The sequence below is a fragment of the Nocardia sp. CC227C genome (assembly GCF_030767025.1).
Classification (GTDB): Bacteria; Actinomycetota; Actinomycetes; order Mycobacteriales; family Mycobacteriaceae; genus Nocardia.
The window spans coordinates 23,912-45,052 of record NZ_JASITE010000025.1; the positions used below are offsets into that span (position 1 = coordinate 23,912).

General features: G+C 69.4%; 19 protein-coding genes. 10 read left to right on the forward strand and 9 right to left on the reverse strand.

Annotation, left to right across the window (positions count from 1 at the left end):
- The first annotated feature begins 19 nt into the window (after positions 1-19).
- The 3 genes from dnaJ to QMO76_RS32600 all read left to right on the forward strand — a co-directional run bounded on the left by dnaJ (position 20) and on the right by QMO76_RS32600 (position 3,262).
- A complete protein-coding gene (gene dnaJ, locus QMO76_RS32590; RefSeq protein WP_306365211.1) occupies positions 20-1,201 on the forward strand; it encodes a molecular chaperone DnaJ in 1,182 nt (393 codons plus the stop codon).
- On the forward strand, positions 1,201-1,599 hold the full coding sequence (locus tag QMO76_RS32595) for a heat shock protein transcriptional repressor HspR (RefSeq protein WP_306365212.1): 399 nt from the start codon (positions 1,201-1,203) through the stop codon (positions 1,597-1,599). Before dnaJ ends, QMO76_RS32595 begins: the two co-directional genes overlap by 1 nt.
- A gap of 490 nt (positions 1,600-2,089) precedes the next feature.
- Positions 2,090-3,262, forward strand: a complete 1,173-nt coding sequence (locus QMO76_RS32600; protein ID WP_306365213.1) for a globin domain-containing protein — start codon at positions 2,090-2,092, stop codon at positions 3,260-3,262.
- A 12-nt stretch (positions 3,263-3,274) separates the two neighbouring features.
- Here QMO76_RS32600 and QMO76_RS32605 read toward each other — a convergent pair whose 3' ends face one another.
- From QMO76_RS32605 to QMO76_RS32615, 3 genes are all read right to left on the reverse strand, one after another.
- Positions 3,275-4,057, reverse strand: coding sequence for an FAD-binding oxidoreductase (locus QMO76_RS32605; protein WP_306365214.1), 783 nt, complete (start codon positions 4,055-4,057; stop codon positions 3,275-3,277).
- 51 nt (positions 4,058-4,108) lie between these two features.
- Positions 4,109-5,266, reverse strand: coding sequence for an FAD-binding oxidoreductase (locus QMO76_RS32610; protein WP_306365215.1), 1,158 nt, complete (start codon positions 5,264-5,266; stop codon positions 4,109-4,111).
- 147 nt (positions 5,267-5,413) lie between these two features.
- Complete coding sequence (locus QMO76_RS32615; RefSeq protein ID WP_306365216.1) at positions 5,414-6,391, reverse strand: NADP-dependent oxidoreductase; 978 nt, start codon at positions 6,389-6,391, stop codon at positions 5,414-5,416.
- A 240-nt stretch (positions 6,392-6,631) separates the two neighbouring features.
- On the opposite strand from QMO76_RS32615, the gene clpB reads away from it, so the two are divergent.
- The 7 genes from clpB (at position 6,632) to QMO76_RS32650 (ending at position 15,341) form a co-directional block, all read left to right on the forward strand.
- Positions 6,632-9,187, forward strand: coding sequence for an ATP-dependent chaperone ClpB (clpB, locus tag QMO76_RS32620; protein WP_306365217.1), 2,556 nt, complete (start codon positions 6,632-6,634; stop codon positions 9,185-9,187).
- A 195-nt stretch (positions 9,188-9,382) separates the two neighbouring features.
- The gene (locus tag QMO76_RS32625; protein ID WP_306365218.1) at positions 9,383-10,264 is read left to right on the forward strand and encodes a DUF5666 domain-containing protein; all 882 of its coding nucleotides are present in this window, start codon (positions 9,383-9,385) and stop codon (positions 10,262-10,264) included.
- Between the two features lie 59 nt (positions 10,265-10,323).
- On the forward strand, positions 10,324-11,622 hold the full coding sequence (locus QMO76_RS32630; protein ID WP_306365219.1) for a hypothetical protein: 1,299 nt from the start codon (positions 10,324-10,326) through the stop codon (positions 11,620-11,622).
- A 524-nt stretch (positions 11,623-12,146) separates the two neighbouring features.
- Entirely contained in the window at positions 12,147-12,959 is an 813-nt protein-coding gene (locus QMO76_RS32635; RefSeq protein ID WP_306365220.1) for an SDR family oxidoreductase, read from the forward strand.
- A gap of 8 nt (positions 12,960-12,967) precedes the next feature.
- Positions 12,968-13,513 carry an orotate phosphoribosyltransferase gene (gene pyrE / locus QMO76_RS32640; protein WP_306365221.1) on the forward strand — a complete coding sequence of 182 codons (546 nt, stop codon included), beginning with the start codon at positions 12,968-12,970 and terminating at the stop codon, positions 13,511-13,513.
- 68 nt (positions 13,514-13,581) lie between these two features.
- On the forward strand, positions 13,582-14,658 hold the full coding sequence (locus QMO76_RS32645; RefSeq protein WP_306365222.1) for a beta-ketoacyl-ACP synthase III: 1,077 nt from the start codon (positions 13,582-13,584) through the stop codon (positions 14,656-14,658).
- Positions 14,658-15,341 carry a lysoplasmalogenase gene (locus QMO76_RS32650; protein ID WP_306365223.1) on the forward strand — a complete coding sequence of 228 codons (684 nt, stop codon included), beginning with the start codon at positions 14,658-14,660 and terminating at the stop codon, positions 15,339-15,341. The genes QMO76_RS32645 and QMO76_RS32650 overlap by 1 nt, the downstream gene beginning before the upstream one ends.
- Here the strand turns inward: QMO76_RS32650 and QMO76_RS32655 are convergent, their stop codons facing one another.
- The 6 genes from QMO76_RS32655 to QMO76_RS32680 all read right to left on the reverse strand — a co-directional run bounded on the left by QMO76_RS32655 (position 15,342) and on the right by QMO76_RS32680 (position 21,089).
- Entirely contained in the window at positions 15,342-16,439 is a 1,098-nt protein-coding gene (locus QMO76_RS32655) for a phosphotransferase enzyme family protein (protein WP_306365224.1), read from the reverse strand.
- 4 nt (positions 16,440-16,443) lie between these two features.
- Entirely contained in the window at positions 16,444-17,778 is a 1,335-nt protein-coding gene (locus QMO76_RS32660; RefSeq protein WP_306365225.1) for a cytosine permease, read from the reverse strand.
- A gap of 73 nt (positions 17,779-17,851) precedes the next feature.
- Positions 17,852-18,298 carry a hypothetical protein gene (locus QMO76_RS32665; protein WP_306365226.1) on the reverse strand — a complete coding sequence of 149 codons (447 nt, stop codon included), beginning with the start codon at positions 18,296-18,298 and terminating at the stop codon, positions 17,852-17,854.
- An 83-nt stretch (positions 18,299-18,381) separates the two neighbouring features.
- Entirely contained in the window at positions 18,382-18,921 is a 540-nt protein-coding gene (locus QMO76_RS32670; RefSeq protein ID WP_306365227.1) for a Uma2 family endonuclease, read from the reverse strand.
- A gap of 123 nt (positions 18,922-19,044) precedes the next feature.
- On the reverse strand, positions 19,045-19,698 hold the full coding sequence (locus QMO76_RS32675) for a response regulator transcription factor (RefSeq protein ID WP_306365228.1): 654 nt from the start codon (positions 19,696-19,698) through the stop codon (positions 19,045-19,047).
- Positions 19,695-21,089, reverse strand: a complete 1,395-nt coding sequence (locus QMO76_RS32680) for a sensor domain-containing protein (protein WP_306365229.1) — start codon at positions 21,087-21,089, stop codon at positions 19,695-19,697. The genes QMO76_RS32675 and QMO76_RS32680 overlap by 4 nt, the downstream gene beginning before the upstream one ends.
- Positions 21,090-21,141: the final 52 nt, after the last annotated feature.

Below are 21,141 nucleotides of genomic sequence, written 5' to 3' on the forward strand. Positions count from 1 at the left end.
GGGAAGGAGGAGATGCCCGGTGAACCGGGAGTGGCTGGAGAAGGACTTCTACAAAGAGCTGGGTATTTCCTCCAGCGCCACCCAGGACGAGGTCAAGAAGGCCTATCGCAAGCTGGCACGTGATCTGCATCCGGACAAGAATCCGGGCGATATCAAGGCCGAGGAGCGGTTCAAGGCCGTCAGCGAAGCGCATACGGTGCTGTCGGATCCGGCGAAGCGCAAGGAGTACGACGAGGCGCGGCGGCTGTTCGCCAGCGGCGGTTTCGGCCGTGGCGGTTTCGCGCCGAGCGGCGGCTACGGTGGCACCGGCGGATTCAGCGGCGCCGAGTTCAATCTGGGCGATATCTTCGGCGGCGCGACCGCCGGGACCGGACCCGACGGTGGCCTCGGCGACATCCTGGGTGGGCTGTTCAATCGGGGCGGCGGCGCTCGCGCGTCCTCGCGGCCGCGGCGCGGCAGCGATGTGGAGACCGAGACGACGCTCGGCTTCCGCGAGGCGGCGCAGGGCGTCACGGTTCCCCTACGTATGACCAGCCCCTCGCCGTGCACCACCTGTCACGGCAGCGGTGCCAAACCCGGCACCAGTCCGCGGGTCTGCCCGCACTGCAACGGAACCGGCGTCATCAGCCGCAACCAGGGTGCGTTCGGATTCAGCGAACCGTGTGACGACTGCCGGGGCACCGGGTCGATCATCGACGATCCGTGCGTCGACTGCCGGGGCACCGGCATCCAGAACCGCACCCGCACCATCACCGTGCGCATCCCCCCGGGTGTGCGCGACGGTCAGCGAATTCGCTTGGCGGGCCAGGGTGAAGCGGGTCTGCGGGGCGCACCCCCGGGCGACCTGTACGTCACCGTGCACGTCAGCGGGGACAAGGTCTTCGGCCGCAACGGCGACGACCTCACCCTGGTGCTGCCGGTCAGCTACAGCGAATTGGTGCTCGGAACAACCGTTTCGGTGCCGACGCTGGACGGCCGGGTGGGCGTGAAGGTGCCGCCGGGCACCGCCGACGGGCGTACCCTGCGCGTGCGCGGGCGCGGCGTGCCCAAGCGTGCCGGCGGCGCGGGTGACCTGCTGGTCACGGTGAAGGTCGCGATCCCGCAGAAGCTGGACGACAACGCCACCGAGGCGCTGCGGCGCTATGCGGAGGCGGAGAAGACCAGTGGCTTCGATCCACGTGCAGGATGGGCAGGTGCGTGATGAGTTCCGATCCGAAGAAGGGCTCCGAGACCCAGTACTTCCTGATCTCGGTGGCGGCACAGCTGGCGGGCATGCACGCCCAGACGCTGCGCACCTATGACCGGCTGGGTCTGGTTTCGCCGCAACGCACTTCGGGCGGCGGGCGGCGTTACTCCGACCGGGACGTGCAGCTGCTGCGCGAGGTGCAGCGGCTGTCCCAGGACGAGGGCGTCAATCTCGCCGGCATCAAACGGATCATCGAACTCACCAATCAGGTCGAGGAGTTGCAGCAGCGGGTGTCCGAACTGACGGCGGAGGTGGAGCGGCTGCGGTCCGGATACCGGCCCGATCAGCTAACGCCGCCGCAGCGCAGTACGGCCCTGGTGGTGTGGCAGCCGCGCAATAGACGGCAGCGGTAACCTCGACGTCCGAATCGAGCAGCGTCCCGGATTCCGGGGCGCTGCTTTTTCGTTGCGGGTGGTGTGCTGGCGGATTCTCGTCGGCGGCGGTGGGAACGATCCGGATCGCCTGTGAAAACAATTCAAACCGGCCGGTTGTTTATTGTGGCGATTCGTGAGTTATGTCGGTATGCCGCAGAGTAATTGCGTTGCCAGCGCGGTTGCGGGGCGATCGCTCCATTGCCGAGCCTTGCAAAATGATTCGCGCAAAATCGGTGAGGCCCAGTCTGACACGCCCGGCGTGTCCCAGGTGAGCGGTCTGTTTTGTGCGGCATTTGGGTGGTTATCACTTGTTTTAACGGAAACTTGGGCGTGTTATTGAAACGAGCCATTCCGTTGCTGGCAACCCTCGCCTACACTTGCTAGGCATCGGCTGCTGTCGAGTGGTCCGCAGCACCAGCACTCGGCCGTGCGGCCTGCGTTTCGAGTGCGAAATGGGGTTGTGACACATATGGATTCGCGGACCGTCGCATTGATTAGAACGACGTTCAAGGCGGTTGCTGCGGAAGACGGTGGCCCCGAGAAACTCGCCCGCTCGTTCTACGCCATTCTCTTCACCGAGCATCCGCAAGTTCGTGACTTCTTCCCGGCCGCCCTCGACGCCCAACGCGACCGCCTCGTCAAGGCGATCGCCTACGCCGTCGACCGGCTCGAGGAACCCGACAAGCTGCTGCCCTTCCTCGCCCAGCTCGGGCGCGACCACCGCAAGTACGGCGTGGTCGCCGAACACTATGCGGCCGTGGCCAGTTCGCTGAAGTCCGCCATGCAGGCGTACGCGGGCACCGAGCTGTGGACCGACGAGGTGGAGCGGGCCTGGGACACCGGGCTCGGTGTCATCGCCGAGACCATGATCGGCGCGGCCGAACAGGAGAGCACCCCGCCGGTATGGACCGGCACCGTTGTCGAACACCGTGAGGTACTGCGCAATCTGGCCATCGTGCGGCTGCGGCTGGACCAGCCCATGCGGTACGCGGCCGGACAGTACCTGAGCGTGCAGATCCCGTCGCGTCCGCGCATGTGGCGGTATCTGTCCCCCGCGGTGCCCGCGAATCCCCAGGGCGAGATCGAATTCCACATTCGGGGGGTCACCGGCGGGTGGGTGAGCCCGGCCATGGTCGGGCACACCAAGGTCGGGGAACAGTGGCTCATCGGCTCACCGCTGGGTGGTCTCGGGGTGCCGCGCAACACCCGCCGCAAGATGCTCATGGTCGGCTGCGGAACCGGCATCGCCCCGCTGCGCGCGCAACTCATGGCCATGACGCAGCGAAGATCCAATCCCAAGGTGGATCTGTTCGTGGGCGGGCACTACCCCTGCGACCTCTACGATCTCGAGACGCTCGGCCAGTTGGCCCGGGAGAACAAGTGGCTCAATGTCATTCCGGTCACCGAGAGCGAGGAGAACCCGTGGTGGGTGTTCGGTGACACCGAGAAGGCGGAGCCGGAGCACCCCGGCCTGCAGCCGCGACGCGTCGGTCAGATCGGCAAGATCGTCGCCGGATACGGATCCTGGGCCGATCGCGACGTCCAGATCGTGGGCTCGCCCTCGATGGTGCAGACCACCAAGTTCCGTCTCATGGCGGCGGGCACCCCGACCGCCAATATCCGGCACGATCCGCTGTTCTGACGCGCCGGGCCGTCAGAACCCTTCGTAGCGGATGTGCTCCGGCGGTGTGCCGGTGGCGAGCAGCGCTTCCACCACCTGCTGGACCGGAGCAGCGTTGCCGCACACCAGGATCTGCTGCTGATCCAGTGGCCCGAAGCGGCCCACCACATCGGCCAGGCTGCCCGAGAGCATCTCCTCGAGCTGGAAGCCGATATCCACCCGGCACGCCTCGTGCCATTCGTCGACCCAGTCCGGGTCCTCATCGGTCTGGACCACGGGAAGCACCGTCAGCCACGGCAATTCGCCGGTGAGCAGATACAACATATCCGAGGCGTAGAGATCACGCGGACTGCGCGCGCCGACGAACAGATGGGTGCGCGGCGGCTCGGGCCGCCGGGCGAGATCCAGGATGAGCGACCGCATGGGGGCCAGCCCCGGCCCTTCGGCGACCATCACCACCTCGGTGGCCTCCGGATCCACGGCCAGCCAGCCCTCGGGCGCGCTGATCCGCCACTCGTCACCGGTGCGGGTGTCCGACACGATCGACCCGCTGCACCATCCGCCCGGCACCGTGCGCACGTGGAACTCCAGCTTGCCGTCCAGCGACGGCGGCAGCGCGGGGTAGAGGCGACGGATCATATTGGGGTGCTGCGGAACCCGCACGGCGACCGACTGTCCGGGCGCGAAGGGCACGAACTCGCCGATGAGCCGGATCACGGTCCAGTCCGCGCGCAGCCGGTGCGCGCCCACCACGGTCGCCGCCCGCTCCTCGGTATCGAGCGCCAGCGCGCCGGTGTCGTCGGGGCCCAGGGTCACCGCACACTCCTCACTACGGAAAACAACGAATCACAACCGGGAATCGCGCGCTCACACCGGATCCGACGCGATGACCCACTCGGGGGTGCCGACCGCGAGCAGGGCGCGCCTGGTGTCGGCGATCATGCGGGCCGAACCCGCGATCTGGATCTGGCGGTCGGACCACGCGCCGAAGCTCGCCACCACCGCGCCCAGATTGCCGATGAGCCGCCGGTGCATGCCGTACGGGGTCTCGGCGGGCGGATACGGATGCCACCACGGGTTGGATTCGTTCTCGCACACCGGAACCACCGTGAGCCACGGATTGGATTGCGAGAGTTGCCACATGTTCTCCACATCGTAGAGATCGCACGGGTAGCGCCCGCCCATGAACAGGTGTACGCGGGGATTGATACCGCGCCTGCCCATTTCGATCAGCTGTGCGCGCAGCGGCGCGATACCGGTGCCGGAGCCGATCATGAGCACGTCCTTGCCGCTCTGCAGGTCGACGTGCAGCCCGCCGAGCGGGGCCGCGATCATCCAGCGGTCACCGATCTGGGTCTCGTTCACGATGGCCGGGCTCACCCAGCCGGTGCGCACCTTGCGCACGTGGAATTCGATCTCGCCGTAGGGGTTGGTCGGGATGGCCGGGGATAGGTAGCGCCACATCTTGGGCCGCTGCGGGATGGCGACCGGCACGTACTGGCCGGCCAGATACGGGATCGGCGTATCCGATTGCAGCCGCACGATCGCCAGATCGTCCACCACGCGGCGGTGTCCGACCACCGTCGCCTCCCAGTACGGCTGCGATTTGTCGGAGTTCGCGCCGATGGCCATGGACGCCGAGATCAGGATGGTGATATCGCGCCAGCCCTCCTCGAGCCCGCGATTCCAGTGCACGCCGTTGTAGGTGCGGAAGGCCGCGTGCAGCGCCCGTCCGGCGATGTCGTAGTGCGCCGCCTCCACCCCGTACTTGCGATGGTCGCGGGCCAGTTGTTCCAGGAAGCGCTGGGCGCGATCCCAGTTCTCCAGATGGTCCAGGACGAACTGGATGGCGGTGACCAGCCGCTTGGGTTGCATATCCATGGCGGGGGGAAACAGCTCACGCAGAGCCGGAATCTCCGCGAAGAGGTGGCCGTAGAACGCGCTGATCAGCCGTTCCGGCCCACTCGGGGCCTCGACGACTGTCCGAAAGTTTGCGCGGACCAGCGCTGCAGTACGCGCATCCACGACGGCGAACTTTCCTTTCCTGAGCTGTTACCCCGGACACACCGGGTTTTCCAGCGGTCCTCCGCGTCAAGTATCCCTGAAAAACACAAGGTCGCACGGATATGGCCGAGGCTGCCCGGACACAGCCGCGGTGAATCCCGCCTCACATCAGATGACCAGCACTGTTTTACCCCGTGCGCCGGAGGCTCCGATGACGTTCGCCGCCTCCGCCAGCGGCACCGCGTGACCGACCGGAACGACGAGGTCACCCGCCGCGGCCGCGGCCAGCAGCCGGGCCAAGCCCGCGGCGCTGCCCTGGGAGTTGATATTGCCGCCCTCGATGCCGCGGGTTTGCAGATCCGCCGTATCCACCGATCCGATGGTGCTGAACACCGCGCCGCCCGGTCGCACCAGCGTGGCGAGTTCGCGCAGCGCCGCGGGCGGGCTGACCAGATCGAGCAGCGCGTCGATGCCGTCCGGGTGGGCCATGCGAACCGATTCGGCGATGGTGGGCTGGTGGAGCGCGGGTTCGGGGGAGTCGGAGAGGGGCACCGTGCGGCTGTAGTCGATCACTTCGGTCGCGCCCAACCGGGTCATGCGGTCGGCGTCGTCGGGCCGGGCGGTGGCGATGACCCGCGCGCCCGCCGCGGCGGCCAGCTGCACCAGGAAGGAGCCGACGCCCCCGGCCGCGCCCGTGATCAGGACCGTCCGGCCCGCACCGACCGCCGCGCCGTCGAGGAGGTCGAGGGCGGTGAGCCCGGCGGTGGGCAGTGCGGCCGCCGCGAGCGCGGTGACCTCGTCGGGGAGCCGCGCGATGACGCCGTCGCGGGGCACGACGATGTATTCGGCGAAGGTGCCGTGTCCGACCGGCGGCACCAGCCATTTTCCCACCACGCGGTCGCCGACGGCGAAATCCGGCACATCGTCCCCGAGATCCGATACGGTGCCCGCGCCGTCCATGCCCGGGATCAGCGGGAAGTCGTGCGGCAGTCGGCCGTCCAGAGCGCCGTCGATGATCTTGCGGTCGAACGGATTCACCCCGGCGGCATCCAGTCGAATCCGGATCTCTCCCGGGCCGGGCTCCGGAACGGGCATATCCGCGGGCTCCGGAGCGCCGCCGAACCCTCGTACCACGATCGCGCGCATGGGGTCTCCATTCGGTCCGATGGACGAGCTGGTGATGCGTCAACGAACGACCTCGGTCATCGTAGGCGCGGACACGAACCGCCCGGGGGGATTCAGAGCAGTCGGTTTCCAGGGTCGCGCGTAGCGTGATATGTGACCTACGCCTCTGGTGGCGGTGCCCGAAAATTCGTCAGACTTGAGCGGAACAGACTCAACTCCGGTCGCGTTGGATTAGGCAGCGACCAGTAGGAAAGGGGACTCGTGGACTCGTTCAATCCCACCACCAAGACCCAGGCGGCCCTGACCGCCGCACTGCAGGCGGCATCCGCCGCGGGCAATCCGGAGATCCGTCCGGCGCACTTGCTGGTGGCGTTGCTGGATCAGACCGACGGCATCGCCGCCCCGCTGCTCAAAGCCGTCGCCGTCGATTCCGCGACGATTCGACGCGAGGCCCAGGACATCGTCGACCGGCTGCCGCGCGCCACCGGCGCGACCACCCAGCCGCAGCTCGGCCGCGAGGCACTCGCCGCCATCACCGCCGCCCAGCGCCTGGCCACCGAGATGGGAGACGAGTACGTCTCCACCGAACACCTCATGGTCGGACTGGCCGCCGGTGACTCCGATGTCTCGCAACTGCTGCTGAAGTACGGCGCCACCGCCGACGGGCTGCGCGAGGCGTTCACCCAGGTGCGCGGCAACACCCGCGTCACCAATCCCGATCCGGAGGGCAGCTACCAGGCGTTGGAGAAGTACTCCACCGACCTCACCGCCGCCGCCCGCGACGGCAAGCTCGACCCGGTCATCGGGCGCGACACCGAGATCCGGCGCGTGGTGCAGGTGCTCAGCCGCCGCACCAAGAACAACCCGGTGCTCATCGGCGAGCCCGGCGTCGGCAAGACCGCCATCGTGGAGGGCCTGGCCCAGCGCATCATCGCCGGGGACGTGCCGGAATCGCTGCGCGGCAAGCGGCTCATCTCGCTCGACCTGGGCGCGATGGTCGCGGGCGCGAAGTACCGCGGTGAATTCGAGGAGCGGCTCAAGGCCGTGCTCGAGGAGATCAAATCCAGTGCGGGACAGATCATCACCTTCATCGACGAGCTGCACACCATCGTGGGCGCGGGCGCGACCGGTGAATCGGCCATGGACGCCGGGAACATGATCAAGCCCATGCTGGCGCGCGGTGAGCTGCGGCTGGTCGGCGCGACCACGCTCGATGAATACCGCCAGCACATCGAGAAGGACGCGGCCCTGGAACGCCGCTTCCAGCAGGTGCTGGTCGGCGAGCCCTCGGTGGAGGACACCGTCGGCATCCTGCGCGGCCTCAAAGAGCGCTACGAGGTGCACCACGGCGTGCGCATCACCGACTCCGCGCTGGTGGCCGCCGCCACCCTGTCGGACCGCTACATCACCATGCGCTTCCTGCCGGACAAGGCCATCGACCTGGTGGACGAGTCGGCGTCGCGGCTGCGCATGGAGATCGACTCCCGCCCCGTCGAGATCGACGAGGTGGAACGGCAGGTGCGCCGCCTGGAGATCGAGGAGGTCGCGCTCGCCAAGGAGACCGACGAGGCGTCCAAGCAGCGGCTGGAGAAGCTGCGCTCGGAACTGGCGGACCTGCGCGAGAAGCTCAACCAGCTGATGACCCGCTGGCAGAACGAGAAGCAGGCCATCGACTCGGTGCGCCTCGTCAAGGAGGAACTGGAGTCGCTGCGCGGCGAATCCGAACGCGCCGAACGCGACAGCGACTACGCGCGTGCCGCCGAACTGCGCTACGGCCGCATTCCACAGTTGGAGAAGCAGCTCGCAGAGGCCGAGCAGAAGGCCAAGGGCGCGGCCGACGGTGAGGTCATGCTCAAGGAGGAGGTCGGGCCGGACGATATCGCCGAGGTGGTGTCGTCGTGGACCGGGATTCCGGTGGGCAAGATGCTCGAGGGCGAGACCCAGAAGCTGCTCCGCATGGAGGAGGAGCTGGGCCGCCGCGTGGTCGGGCAGACCGAGGCCGTGCGGGCGGTGTCCGACGCGGTGCGCCGCGCCCGGGCCGGGGTGGCCGACCCCAACCGACCCACGGGTTCGTTCATGTTCGTCGGACCGACCGGTGTCGGCAAGACCGAGCTGGCGAAGGCCCTCGCGGACTTCCTGTTCGACGACGAGCGCGCCATGGTGCGCATCGACATGAGCGAGTACAGCGAGAAGCACTCGGTGGCTCGGCTCGTCGGCGCGCCCCCCGGCTATGTCGGCTACGACCAGGGCGGTCAGCTCACCGAAGCGGTGCGGCGGCGGCCGTACACCGTGGTGCTCTTCGACGAGATCGAGAAGGCGCACCCGGACGTGTTCGACATCCTGCTGCAGGTGCTCGACGAGGGTCGCCTCACCGACAGCCAGGGCCGCACGGTCGACTTCCGCAACACCATCCTGATTCTCACCTCGAATCTGGGTGCGGGCGGCGAGCGCGACTTCGTCATGGCGGCGGTGCGCTCGGCCTTCAAGCCGGAGTTCCTCAACCGCCTCGACGACGTGGTCATGTTCCACCCGCTCGACGAGGAACAGCTCGAGCACATCGTCGACATCCAGCTCGACCAGTTGCAGCGCCGCCTCGCGCAGCGCCGCCTGAAGCTGGACGTCAGCGATTCGGCCCGCTTCTGGCTGGCCGTGCGCGGCTACGACCCGGCCTACGGCGCCCGCCCCCTGCGCCGCCTCATCCAGCAGGCCATCGGCGACACCCTCGCCAAGGAACTGCTGGCCGGAGAGGTGCAGGACGGCGACACGGTGAAGGTCAACGTCAGCCCCGACAGCGACGCCCTGATCGTCGGCCGCTGACCCACCCCCGGCCCCGGAGGCACAGCCTCCGGGGCCATCCCGTGCCCGCCCCACCCGGCAGGTCAACTGGTCGTTCGCGGCCCGCCCCGGTCCGGACCGACCGGAGCGGGGGAGCGAAGCGGAGGCAATTCAACACAGCGAACCGCCGGAGTGGAGCGCAGGCAAATCAAACACAGCCCGCCTAGGCTGGAGGTTATGACGAATCCGAGCGATCCGTGGTCGCGGCGACCCGAGTCGGGATCGGTGGACGGGCCGACCGAGCAGGTGTCGCCCGCCGCCGGGCCGACCGGGCACACCTCGGATTCCGACCCCACCACCGCGTACGACTATTTCGCGCAGCAGCCGGGGCCCGAGGCCACGCGGGTGCTGCCGCCGCACGACGATCAGTGGGGTGGTTACGAGAGCGGCGCGCCCAGCGCGTATCCGCCGACGGCGACCTACACCGCTTCCGGATACCAGGCTCCGGGTTATCCGAGCGGCGGCTACCAGGGCGGGGGCTACCCGGGCTCCGGCCCCGCGCCGTATCCGCCCGTGCCGGGTGGCCCCGGGGGGCCGGTGCCGCCGGGCGGCTACCAGCCGGGTTATCCGGGCGGCGGTCCGCAGCCGCCGCAACGCAGGACCGGACTGTGGATCGGGCTCGGCCTGGCCGTGCTGGCGCTGGTCGCGCTGGCCGGGGTCGTGGTGGGAACGCTGATGGCGGATCGGGATACGGCGAATACCGCGTCCACCACGTCGCGCACCCAGCAGGTGCTGATCCCGACCTTCCCGAGCGAGACGGCGCAGTCGCCGCCCAGCGGGGTGCCGCAGATCCCGGGTCTGGGGGAGATCGACGAGCTCGGCGCGACCATGGGCACCATCGCCAGCAACGACGGCTCCACCCTCACCATCGCGACCATGTCCGGTCCGACGGTCACCGTGCACACCGACGATCGGACCCAGGTGATCTCGCTCGGCAGTATGACGGTGGAGGACCTTCCGGTCGGTGAGATGGTGATGGTGCAGGGCGACAAGGCGGCCGACGGCTCGGTCACCGCGACGATCATCATCAGTACGGCACTGCCCGGCGGAACCCGATGAACGGCAACGTGTCAGGCATGCTGGGTGGGTTCGAACCCAGCTGGATATGGTAGGCGGCGATGACGGCGATATGGTTCGGGTTGGCGGCGATCGCGCTGGTGGGCGCGATCGTGCTGCTGTTCTTCGATCGGCAGCAGCGACAGCGCACCGGTCACATCCGGCAGGTCTGGGCGAAATCCCAGGGCTACACCTATGTTTCGGTGGAACCGGCGCTCGCCAATACCTGGCGGCGCGGTGCCATGGCCAAACTCGGGTACCTGTCGGCGGTCGACGTGGTGTCGGGCAACCGCAAGGGTGAGAAGTTCGTGCTCTTCGATCTGGAGGACGCCGCCACCCTGGTCGCGGTGCGCCGCCAGATCGGGTCCGACATCGATATCGACCTGCGGCTGAAGACGGCCGCGCCGCCGAAGGATCACGATCTCGAACTGCTCGGGGCGATCGGTGGCCGCGTGGTCTTCGCCACCAATCCCGATATCGCGCGCCACGCCGTCGACCAGCGCATGGTGGCCTTCATCGAATCGCTGCCCGACACCGTGCAGATGCTGTGGAGCGAGGGCAACTGGACCCTCGGCATGCTGCCCGTCGGGGCGGGCTCCCGTGACTGGGAGATGGCCATCGACGCGGTGCTGCGCCTGTCCGGTCTGCTGCACGTGCTGCCGCCGGTGGTGAACGCCGCCGAGCATCGCGGCGGCCGCGCGCCCGCGCCCGAGGCCCGCGAGGGCGGGCGCTCGCAGCGCGGCGGGACGGCCGTGGTCGACGACGAGGACGACGACTACGACGGGCACGACGAGTACGGCGATTTCGGCGATCCCGAACCGCGTGAACCGGCCACCCGCCACCTGCCCCCGCGCGCGGGCGACCCGCTGCCCTTCCCCGAGGACGAGGCCGCCGACGACTACGCGCCGCTGGTGAAAGACATTGCCGGAGAAAGCGAACCGGAACCCGGAGCCGAGGGCTGGCGACCCGCCCTGAAGGTGGTTCCGGACCCGCGCGGCCGTGTCCGCCGCAACTGGCCCCCCGCTCCCGAGGAACCGGAGTGGAACGACGAGGATCCGGCCCCCCGCCGCGATCCGGACGCCGACGACGAGTGGGACGAGGACTGGCGCGACGACGATCGCGACGCCCGCGACCCGCGCGCGGACGATCCGGATCAGGACGGCGAGTGGCGCGCGGACGACCTCGCCCGGGCCCGCGAGTGGCGCGACGACGACCGCGACCCCGAATGGCGCGAGGACGACGCGCGCGCACAGTACGCCGACGAGGAACCGCGCGAGGACTACCGCGACGACCGGAACGAGCCGCCGGGCGGCCCGTTCCACCCGGGCTTCCGCCCGTACCAGGGTCCCGCGCCCCGGTGACACGGCCGCCCCGCGAGCAATCCTCGCGGGGCCGAATCCACGTCGCCGCCGGGGCTGGGTGCGCGTCGCCGCCGGGGCTGGGTGCGCGTCGCCGCCGGGGCTGGGTGCGCGTCGCCGCCGGGGCTGGGTGCGCGTCGCCTCCCGGGGCTGGGTCCGCGTCACCTCCCGGGCTGGGTCCGCTTCGCTGTCGCGCTGGCTTCCGGGGCCGTCGCACCGGTTCGGTGTCGGCATCGAATGGGTTGTCCCGGCTGCCGATTCGCGCCTACCGCCGATGACCCCGGTGTTGGGACGTCCGGCCACCGCCCGTTCCCCGCGCGGCGTACGCTGTCTCCGTCGCCGCGCCTTTCGCGGAATCGGGCGCGGTCGGCCGTCCTCCCGCGCGGTCGCGGCGGAGTGGTCGCCCCGGAGGGGGACCGCCCTCGTCGGGCGGTGTCGGCGGTGGGGACGTTGTGCTCTTTTCACCCGTGGCGCTGGTTTCTACCCTGGTGCCCGTCGTCTTCATCCGACCGAGTGTTAGGTAGTCGATGACCGAGACTTCACCCGCCGCGCGCCTGCCCGGCGCTGTGCGTCCCGTGGCCTTGATCACGGGGCCGACCTCCGGGATCGGGCGGGGGTATGCCGTGCGGCTGGCCTCGCTCGGGTACGACCTGGTGCTGGTGGCGCGCGATGAGGCGCGACTCACCGCGCTGGCCGGGGAGCTGGAATCGCGGTTCGGGGCTCGGGCGCGGGCGCTGCCCGCCGATCTGGCGACCGAGGAGGGCCGGTCGCGGGTGGAAGCGCGGCTCGCGGACGGCGTCGAATTCCTGGTCAACAATGCCGGTTTCGGGCTCTCGCGGGAGTTCTGGCAGGTCGATCCGGAGGTACTGCAACAGCAGCTGGATGTGAATGTCACCGCGGTGATGCGGTCGACCCGGGCCGCACTGCCCCCGATGCTGGCCGCGGCCAAGGGCTGTGTGGTGAATGTGGCCAGTGTGGCGGGACTCGTGCCGGGGAGGGGTTCGACCTACTCGGCCTCCAAGGCGTACGTCGTATCCTTTTCCGAAGGGCTGGCCGGTGGGCTGGCCGGGACCGGCGTTCGGGTGCAGGCACTGTGCCCCGGCCTCGTCCGCACCGAATTCCACGAGCGAGCCGGTATCGATCTGGGTCGACTGCCGCGGCCACTGTGGCTCAGCGTGGACGAGGTGGTGGCCGGTTCGCTGAGTGATCTGGAGAAGGACCGGGTGATCAGCGTGCCCGGTTTGCAGTACAAAGCCGTCACCGCGGTGGCCGGACTCTTGCCGCGATCCCTCGCGGCCCGGCTGAATCGGGGCCTGTTCAACGCACGCGGAAGGACATGAACACAGACATGCAGGTAACGACGACCGACCGGGACAGACTCGCGGATCTGGTGCGCCAACTCGCCGTGGTGCACGGCCGGGTCACGCTGTCCTCGGGCAAGGAAGCGGACTACTACGTGGATCTGCGCCGCGCCACCCTGCACCACGAGGCCGCGCCGCTGATCGGCAAACTGCTGCGCGAACTGGTCGCGGACTGGGAGTTCGATTCCGTCGGCGGCCTGACCATGGGCGCGGATCCGGTGGCCGCGGCCGTCATGCACGCGCCGGGCCGTCCGATCGACGCCTTCGTGGTGCGCAAGGCCGCCAAGACCCACGGTATGCAGCGGCAGATCGAGGGCCCGGATGTGGTGGGCAAACGCGTGCTGGTGGTGGAGGACACCACCACCACCGGCAATTCGCCGCTGACCGCCGTGCGCGCGCTGCGCGAGGCGGGCGCGATCGTGGTGGGCGTCGCGACCGTGGTGGACCGGGAGACCGGTGCGGACGAGATCATCGCCGCCGAGGGACTGGAGTACCGATCGATTCTCGGTCTCAAAGATCTGGCACTGGGCTAGACCATTGCTCTGGGATAGCCTGAACGCTGTTCATGTCTTTCGATGGTGAAGGGTCGTGTGAGTCACCTGTGGCGAACATCGCACTGAATAAGGGCCACCGGAACGTTGCCATGCTCGGCATCGGTGCCTACCGGCCACAGCGACTGGTGAGCAATGCCGAGGTGTGCGAGGTCCTGGACTCCACGCCGGAGTGGATCTTCGAGCGCACCGGCATCAAGAACCGCCGGTGGATCAGCGGTGACGAGACGCTGCGCACCTTGGCCGCCGCCGCAGGTGAGCGCGCCATCGTCAACAGCGGCGTCGACCGGTCCAAGATCGGCACGCTGGTGCTGGCCACCTCCAGCTGGCTCACACTGACCCCGCACGGCGCTCCCCAGGTCGCCTACGACCTGGGGCTGAACGGCATCGCTGCCTTCGACCTGACCTCCGGCTGCGGCGGCTTCGGCTACGCGCTCGGCGTGGCCGCGGATCTGATCCGCGCGGGCTCCGCCGAGTACGTGCTGGTGATCGGCGCGGAGACGATGACGGTCGGCCTGGACCCGACCGATCGCGGCACCGCCATGATCTTCGGTGACGGCGCGGGCGCGGTGGTGGTCGGCCCGAGCGAGGAGAACGGCATCTCGCCCACGGTGTGGGGCAGCGACGGCGAGAACGCCTCGGCCATCATGCAGGACGTCGACTTCCTGGAGTACATGCACAAGGCGCAGGCCATGCAGGGCACCGATCCGGCGGTCGAGCCCGTCGGCCGCATGTCGCTGCGCATGGAGGGTCCCAAGGTCTTCCGCTGGGCGGCGGTCACGCTGCCGCGGGCGCTGGCCGACGCCATCGCGGTGTCGGGGGTGGACAAGGAGGACATCGAGGTCTTCGTGCCGCACCAGGCCAATGCCCGCATCAACGAGCTCATGAAGAAGAATCTCGGTCTGGCCGACGACATCCCGATGGCCAACGACATCGAGAACACCGGCAACACCTCCGCGGCGTCGATTCCGCTGGCCATGGAGGAGATGCTGGTGACCGGCAAGGCCAAGGGCGGCCAGCTGGCGCTGCTGCTCGGCTTCGGCGCGGGGCTGTCCTACGCGGGCCAGGTCGTCACGCTGCCCCCGGCCCCGGCCGAGCCCAGCTTCTCCGTCGGCGAATCCGATTGATGGGGAGCATATTCCGCACCGGATTTCTGGCAGCCGCGGCGGTGACGGTGTTCGGTGCCGTCACCGGTCGGGACCGATTGCAGTGGGCGGCCAAGCCGCTGATGATGCCGCTGCTGGCGGCGGAGGTGGCGCGCGATCCGAAACTCGCCGACACCGACCGGACGCTGCTGCTGGGTTCGCTGGCGGCGGCCACGGTCGGTGACGTACTGCTCATCGACCCCGACGACGATCGCCGATTGATCGCGGGCGCATCGTCTTTCGCGGTCATGCAGACCGGGTACGCGACACTGTGGCGGCGGCACGGGGCCCGGCCGCGGGCCGCGGTGGCCGCGCCTCGGGTTGGCGCCTGGCTGGGGGCCGCCGCGCTCATGCGGGCCAAGGCTCCCACTGTGGCGCTGCCGCTCACCGCCTACGGGGCGACCCTCGGCGCCGCCGCCGTGCTGGCCTCGGACCCGGGGCTCGCGCCGGGCGCGAAGAACATCGCGGGGCTCAATGTCCCGAACACGGATCCGCGCAGTCGGCTGGGGGTGGGTGCGCTGCTGTTCACGCTGTCGGACGGGCTGATCGTGTTGCGCCGCATCTTCGCTCGCGGCAGCCGGTCACGCCGGGTGACCGAGGGCGTCATCCTGGCGACCTACGCGGGAGCGCAGTACCTGCTGGCCGATCCGCGGGCACATCGGTAGTCATCGCGAGCGCAGCATGTCCAGCAGCGCCTGCCCGTCGGCGGACTCCTCCCACCAGCGGGTGTGGCCGAGAAAGTAGTCGTGGTAGGCGATCTCGGCATTGGCCTGATTGCCGCCCGGGACGACGCCCATGAAGTAGTCGATCTCCGAGAGTTCGTATTCGCAGTGCACCAGGGGTAGTAGCTCGGGTAGTGCCCGGCGCTCCACATCATCGAGCGGGCGCAGCGATTCGTAGCCGTCGAGCAGGGCGCGCACCTGGCCGAGGCGCACGTCCACCGGATCGCCGTCGCGCAGCGCCAGCCAGTCCACCGCGCTGCGTTCGATGGCGATCGCCAGGTCGTGGACGCTGGTGGTGCGGTCGGCCAGTCCGAAGTCGATGACCGAGGACACCTCGCCGTCGTGCCACAGCAGATTGCTGCCGTGCCAATCATTGTGTGTCCACAGCGGTTCCAGGTCGGCGAGGGTGCGGAACAGGCGTGCGTGGACGGGCATGTGCACGCGTTCCACATCGGTGCGCCAGGGCTGGTCGGACAGGAAGATGCCCAGTGCGGGCCGGACGGCGGCCTGGCGTTCCAGCGCGCCGATGGGATCGGCGGAGGCGAAGATGGTGAAGCTGGCCTGGAGCGGATGCGGTGGCCGGTGCGGTGCGTCGTAATCCGCGGCGGCGGTGTGCAAGCGGGCCAGCGCGCGTCCGGCCGCGGCGGCATCGGCGGAGGACAGATACGGCGACCAGGAGAAGACGCCCTGGTATCGGTCCACGCCCACGCCGCATTCCTGTACTTCGTAGGTGAATTCGCCGATCCGGCGGGTGTCGAGCACGGCTGGAACCGGGATCCCTCGTGCCCGTAGGTGATCCATGAACCGGTGTTCCTCGTCGAGGGCGGCGGGGGAGCGCAGCGCCAGCGGCAGCCGCTTCACGATGACCGCCCGCCCGTCCGCGGTGCGCGCCCGCGCGGTGGCCGAGAGCGGTCGCGGACTGTGCCAGTCGACGACCGCCTCGGTGCCGAGCACTTCCGCGATCTCCGCGGAAGTCGGTGGCGGCCAATCGGGTTCGACCAGTCGATCGACTCCCATGCCGTAGACGCGCTCATCGGTCATCCGCTCATGCCCTCCGACGCTGGACGAGTACCACGGCCGCGGTCACCACCGCGGCCGCCAGGAATGAGAACAGCGAGGCCGAGGACCACCAGCCGGGGTGGATTCCGGTGGCGTCCTGCACGGTTCGCCAGAAGTCTGCCCACCAGCCGATGGAACCCGGATTGAACAGCTGGTAGGTCACGAAGCCGATCGCCCACGGCAGCAGCATGAGTGGGCGGGCCGGTGCGTTCTGCGCCAGATTCCAGGAGCGGCGGCCCCGGCCGAGGAAGAAGTCCACCATCAGCACCGCGCTCAACGGGACGAAGACCGAGCCGATGAGGTACAGGAAATTGGCGTAGCTGCTGAAGTCGCGCACCGGCAGGGCCAGCAGCGTCACCACCGCGCCGACGGCGGCGGCGAGCAGGCGCCGGTCCACCCGGGGCAGCAGATTCTGCAGGGACATGGCTGTGGAGTAGACGTTCGCGAAGGATTGATCCGCCTCGCGCAGCACCAATACCGCGAAGAAGGCCCAGCCGGCGGTGACGCCGAGGAAGGTGTCGAACACCTTGGTGGCGTCGCCGCCGGCCTGCAGGATGGCGATGGTGCCGAGGACGTAGCACCAGATCTGGGCGGCGGAGTAGCCGAGAATCGTGGCCCCGGCCGAGTCGCGCACGGTGCGCGAGTGCCGGGCGTAGTCGGCCGCCAGCGGCACGAACGACACCGAGACCGCGAGGGTGGTGTCCACGGCCGGGAAGAATCCGCTCCAACTGGTCTCGGTGGGGGCCGGGACCTCGCTGCGCAGCAGCGCGACGGTGAAATACACCATGGCGATTCCGACGGCGACGGTCACGTACTTGCGCAGCAGGTGCACCACGCGCAGCGGCCAGATGGCCATGACCGTGGACAGCACCCCGGCCGCCACGATGACCAGCGCGTGCGGCACCCGGTCCTGGGTCATGGCGGCCACGCCCAGCGCGATGACGGTCAGTTCGTAGACGCCCCAGCCGACGCACTGGACCACATTGGCGACGGTCGGCACGAAGGACAGCCGGGTGCCGAACAGTCCGCGCAGCACCACCATGGCGGGTGCGCCGGTACGGGTGCCCACCGCTCCCGTCCCGGCCACCATGGCGGTGCCGACCAGGGTGCCGAGCAGGGTGGCGAGCAGCGCGCCGAGCAGCGGCAGCGGCGGATGTCCGGTCGGGTACAGCACATACGCGGCCCCGCTGAATCCGATGAGGCTGACGCCGATATTGCCCCAGAACGCCGCCTGGTCGGTGAAGCCGAGCGTGCGGGGCGGCTCGGTGTCCAGCAGCAGCGGTGCTTCCCGCGCATCGGGCGAAATTCCGGCAATTGTCACCCGCAAAGCCTAGAACGCGACTCGTCGGTATCCGAGGGACGCGCCTGGTGGCCGCCGCGCCGATGCACGGTCACTACAGGCAGATGATGATGCGGTCGCGGTTCTCCGGGTCGACGCGAATCGAAATCGTCTCGCCCACCGCGAGTTTCGGCTGGTCGACCGGCTGCATGTCGTAGACGACGGTGCCGTGGTAGGGCGGCGAGCCGGGGACGACGAGCTCCAGGTCGAGTTCGGTGAGTTCGGTGTGGTGCGCGGTGCGCCGGAGCGGATGGACGCCTTCGATGGTGGCCCAGCCCTCGTATCCGCTGCGGAGCAGGCGGCGGTCGGCCCGCGATGGGCGCTGAGCGAGGAGCATGCCGACCCCGAGGAAGCTTCCGAACAGGCCGACCAGCATGAAAATCTGCATCGGCGCCGTTCCCGGCGGCGCGAGACGCGCGATCCAGGCCAGCCAGATGACGAGGGTCAGCAGGTACAGGGCCACGACGCCCAGAATCGTATGCAGCACCCGCGCGTGGTTCATAACGACCTCCACCAGCGCTTCGGACTTCCAGGATAGGCGCGGCGGGGTCGCCGTGTGGCCGAGTCGGCGCGGATTCGGCCGGGTCAGGACAGTGAGCGCAGGGCGGTGAGCGCGTCGAGATCGAGCGCGAGGCGATGGCCCGCGAGTTCCAGGGTGACCTGCCCGGAGTACTCACCGACCGGTTCGTACCGTCCGGCTCGCGAGGCGAAGGCGTGCAGCCGCACCGGCCCCTCCACGTCGAGCAGCCAGTAGTGCTCGATACCGACCGACTCGTATTCGGCGTACTTGAGTACCCGATCCACCCGCCGCGACCCCGGCGCGGCGATCTCCACGGCCGCCAGCACATCCGACGGCAGCACCCGCGTGGCGTGCGCGGCACCGGCCGCGCCACCCACCACCAGCACATCCGGAATCCGCACCGTGGCCGGAAACCGCTCCTCCACCACCAACTCGATCCGCGCCAGGGCCGCCAGCGGAGCGGGCAGCGCCGGTTCCAGCTGGGCCGCCAAGCGCCACACCGCCAACTGGTGCCGCGGCGGCTGCGGCGCGACCACGGGCACCCCCTCGACCAGTTCGCAGAACAGGTCACCCGTGCGCAGCGAAGCCCACTCGTCGATCGTCAATAGGTGATCCGGCCACGCCTCAACCATTTTCACCGCTTCCGCGGATCTCGACCGCCGCATGGTTCCAGTCTTCCACGCCCGGCAACCACCCGGCATCGTTTCCCGCGGCGGCCGCGCCGCCGGTCATCCGCGCAGGCGCAGCACCGCCATGACCCGGCGGTGATGGGTGTCCGAGGGCGGCAGATCCAGTTTCAGGAAGATATTGCCGATGTGCTTCTCCACCGCCCGCTCGGTGACGGTGAGCGCGGCGGCGATGGCGGCATTGGTCAATCCCTGGGCCATGAGCTCCAGCACCTCGCGCTCGCGCGGGGTGAGGCGGGACAGCGCGTCCTGCTGGCGCGTGGCACCCATCAATTGGCTCACCACTTCCGGGTCGAGGGCGGTGCCGCCGGCGGCGACCCGCGTCAGGGCGTCGGTGAACTCGCGCACGTCGGCGACGCGATCCTTGAGCAGGTAGCCGACGCCACCCGCGCCGGAGGCGAGAAGTTCTGTAGCATAACGTGTTTCGATCCACTGCGAGAACACCAGCACCCCGGTTCCGGGATGGCCGCGGCGCAGGGCGAGCGCCGCGATCAGCCCCTCGTCGGTGAAGGTCGGCGGCATCCGCACGTCCACCACCGCGACGTCGGGGCGGTGGTGCGCCACCACGTCGCTCAGCGTGGTGGCGTCGCCGACGGCGGCCACCACCTCGTGGCCGCGCTCGGTGAGCAGGCCGGTCAGCCCGTCCCGCAGGATGGCGTTGTCCTCGGCGATGACAATGCGCAGCGGCGCGCTCATCGCGGCACCGTGAGCGGAAGCAGCATGGTGACCACGGTAGGGCCGCCGAGCGGGCTGTCCACGGCGAGCTCGCCGTCCACGGTGCGCGCCCGCGCCGCCAGACCCGCGAGCCCGCCGCCGACACCGGACTCGCCATTGCCCGCGGCGGGTTGGAGCACCCCACCGACGCCGTTGTCGCGCACCGAGATCGCGAACCGGTCCGCGCCCTGCGGCAGCGCCGACACCCAGATCTGTGTCGCCCCGGCGTGCTTGACCACATTGGTGAGGAGCTCGGCCACCGAGAAGTACGCGATGGCCTCGATGGCGGGATCGGGCCGCACCGGCAGCAGCACCCGCAGCTCCACCGGCAGCGCGCAGCGCGCGACCAGCGTCTCCAGCGCCGGTTCCAGGCCGAGTTCCAGTGCGGGCGGATGGATTCCGCGCACCAGCTCGCGCAGTTCGGTCAGCGCCTCCTTGGAACCGGACCGGGCCTGGGCGATCAGCTCGGCGGGGTCGCCCCCGGCGGCCATCCGCTCCTCGGCGCGGGCCAGCGTCATGGCGATGCTCACCAGCCGCGCCTGGGTGCCGTCGTGCAGGTCGCGTTCCAGCCGCCGCAGCGTCGCCGCGGAATCCTCCACCGCCACCCGGCGGCTGGCCTGTAACTCGGCCAGCTGGCGATCCCGCGCGGTCGGAGTCAGCAGCAGCACGGCCAGTAACCGGTGCAGCCAGCAGACACCGCGCATCACCCACGGCATGAGCAGGCAGGCGATCACCCCGAGCAGAGCGAAACCGATGACCCGAGGCCAGGTTTCGACATAGAAGTCACCGAACTGCGCCAGCGAATGGTGCTCCACGCCGTTCTCGTCGACATTGATCGGATGGTCGATCACCCAGAAGATCGGTGAGAGCACCACGAAGACCGACATGACGCCGACCATCAGCACCACGTAGCCCACCGCCACCCCCAGCACCGTCTGCGCGAGCAGGAACAGCAGCGCCCGCCAGGAGGTGCGGTCGGTGAAGGCCCCACGCAGCCAGCCCAGGAAACCGGGGCGGGGCGCGAACGGCGGCGGTTCGGGCAGCCGGGTATCGAGCAGCGTGCCGATGACCGCGCGGTACACCCGCCCCCACAGCCGCCCGCCGAGCAGCACGGCCGCCAGGATCGGAATGCCGAACAGGAATATGGACAGGTACAGCCCGCCGCCGATGGCGATGAACAGATACAGCGTCGCGATGCCGCCGAGCAGCAGCGCGACGAGCAGGTAGGCGAACTCCTTCCAGGTGCGCGCGGTGAACGGGGCGCGCAGGAAGACCAGCCACGGGGCCGGGCCGGTGCGGGCGGGCTCGGGCCCGGACGGTTCGGGGTCGGGTGTCGGCAGGACGAGGGTGGGTTCGGCGGGCATCTCCGTCATGGTTTCATCGTGGTCGGCTCGGGTTCGGAACTCGATGGCGCTGACCCGAGGT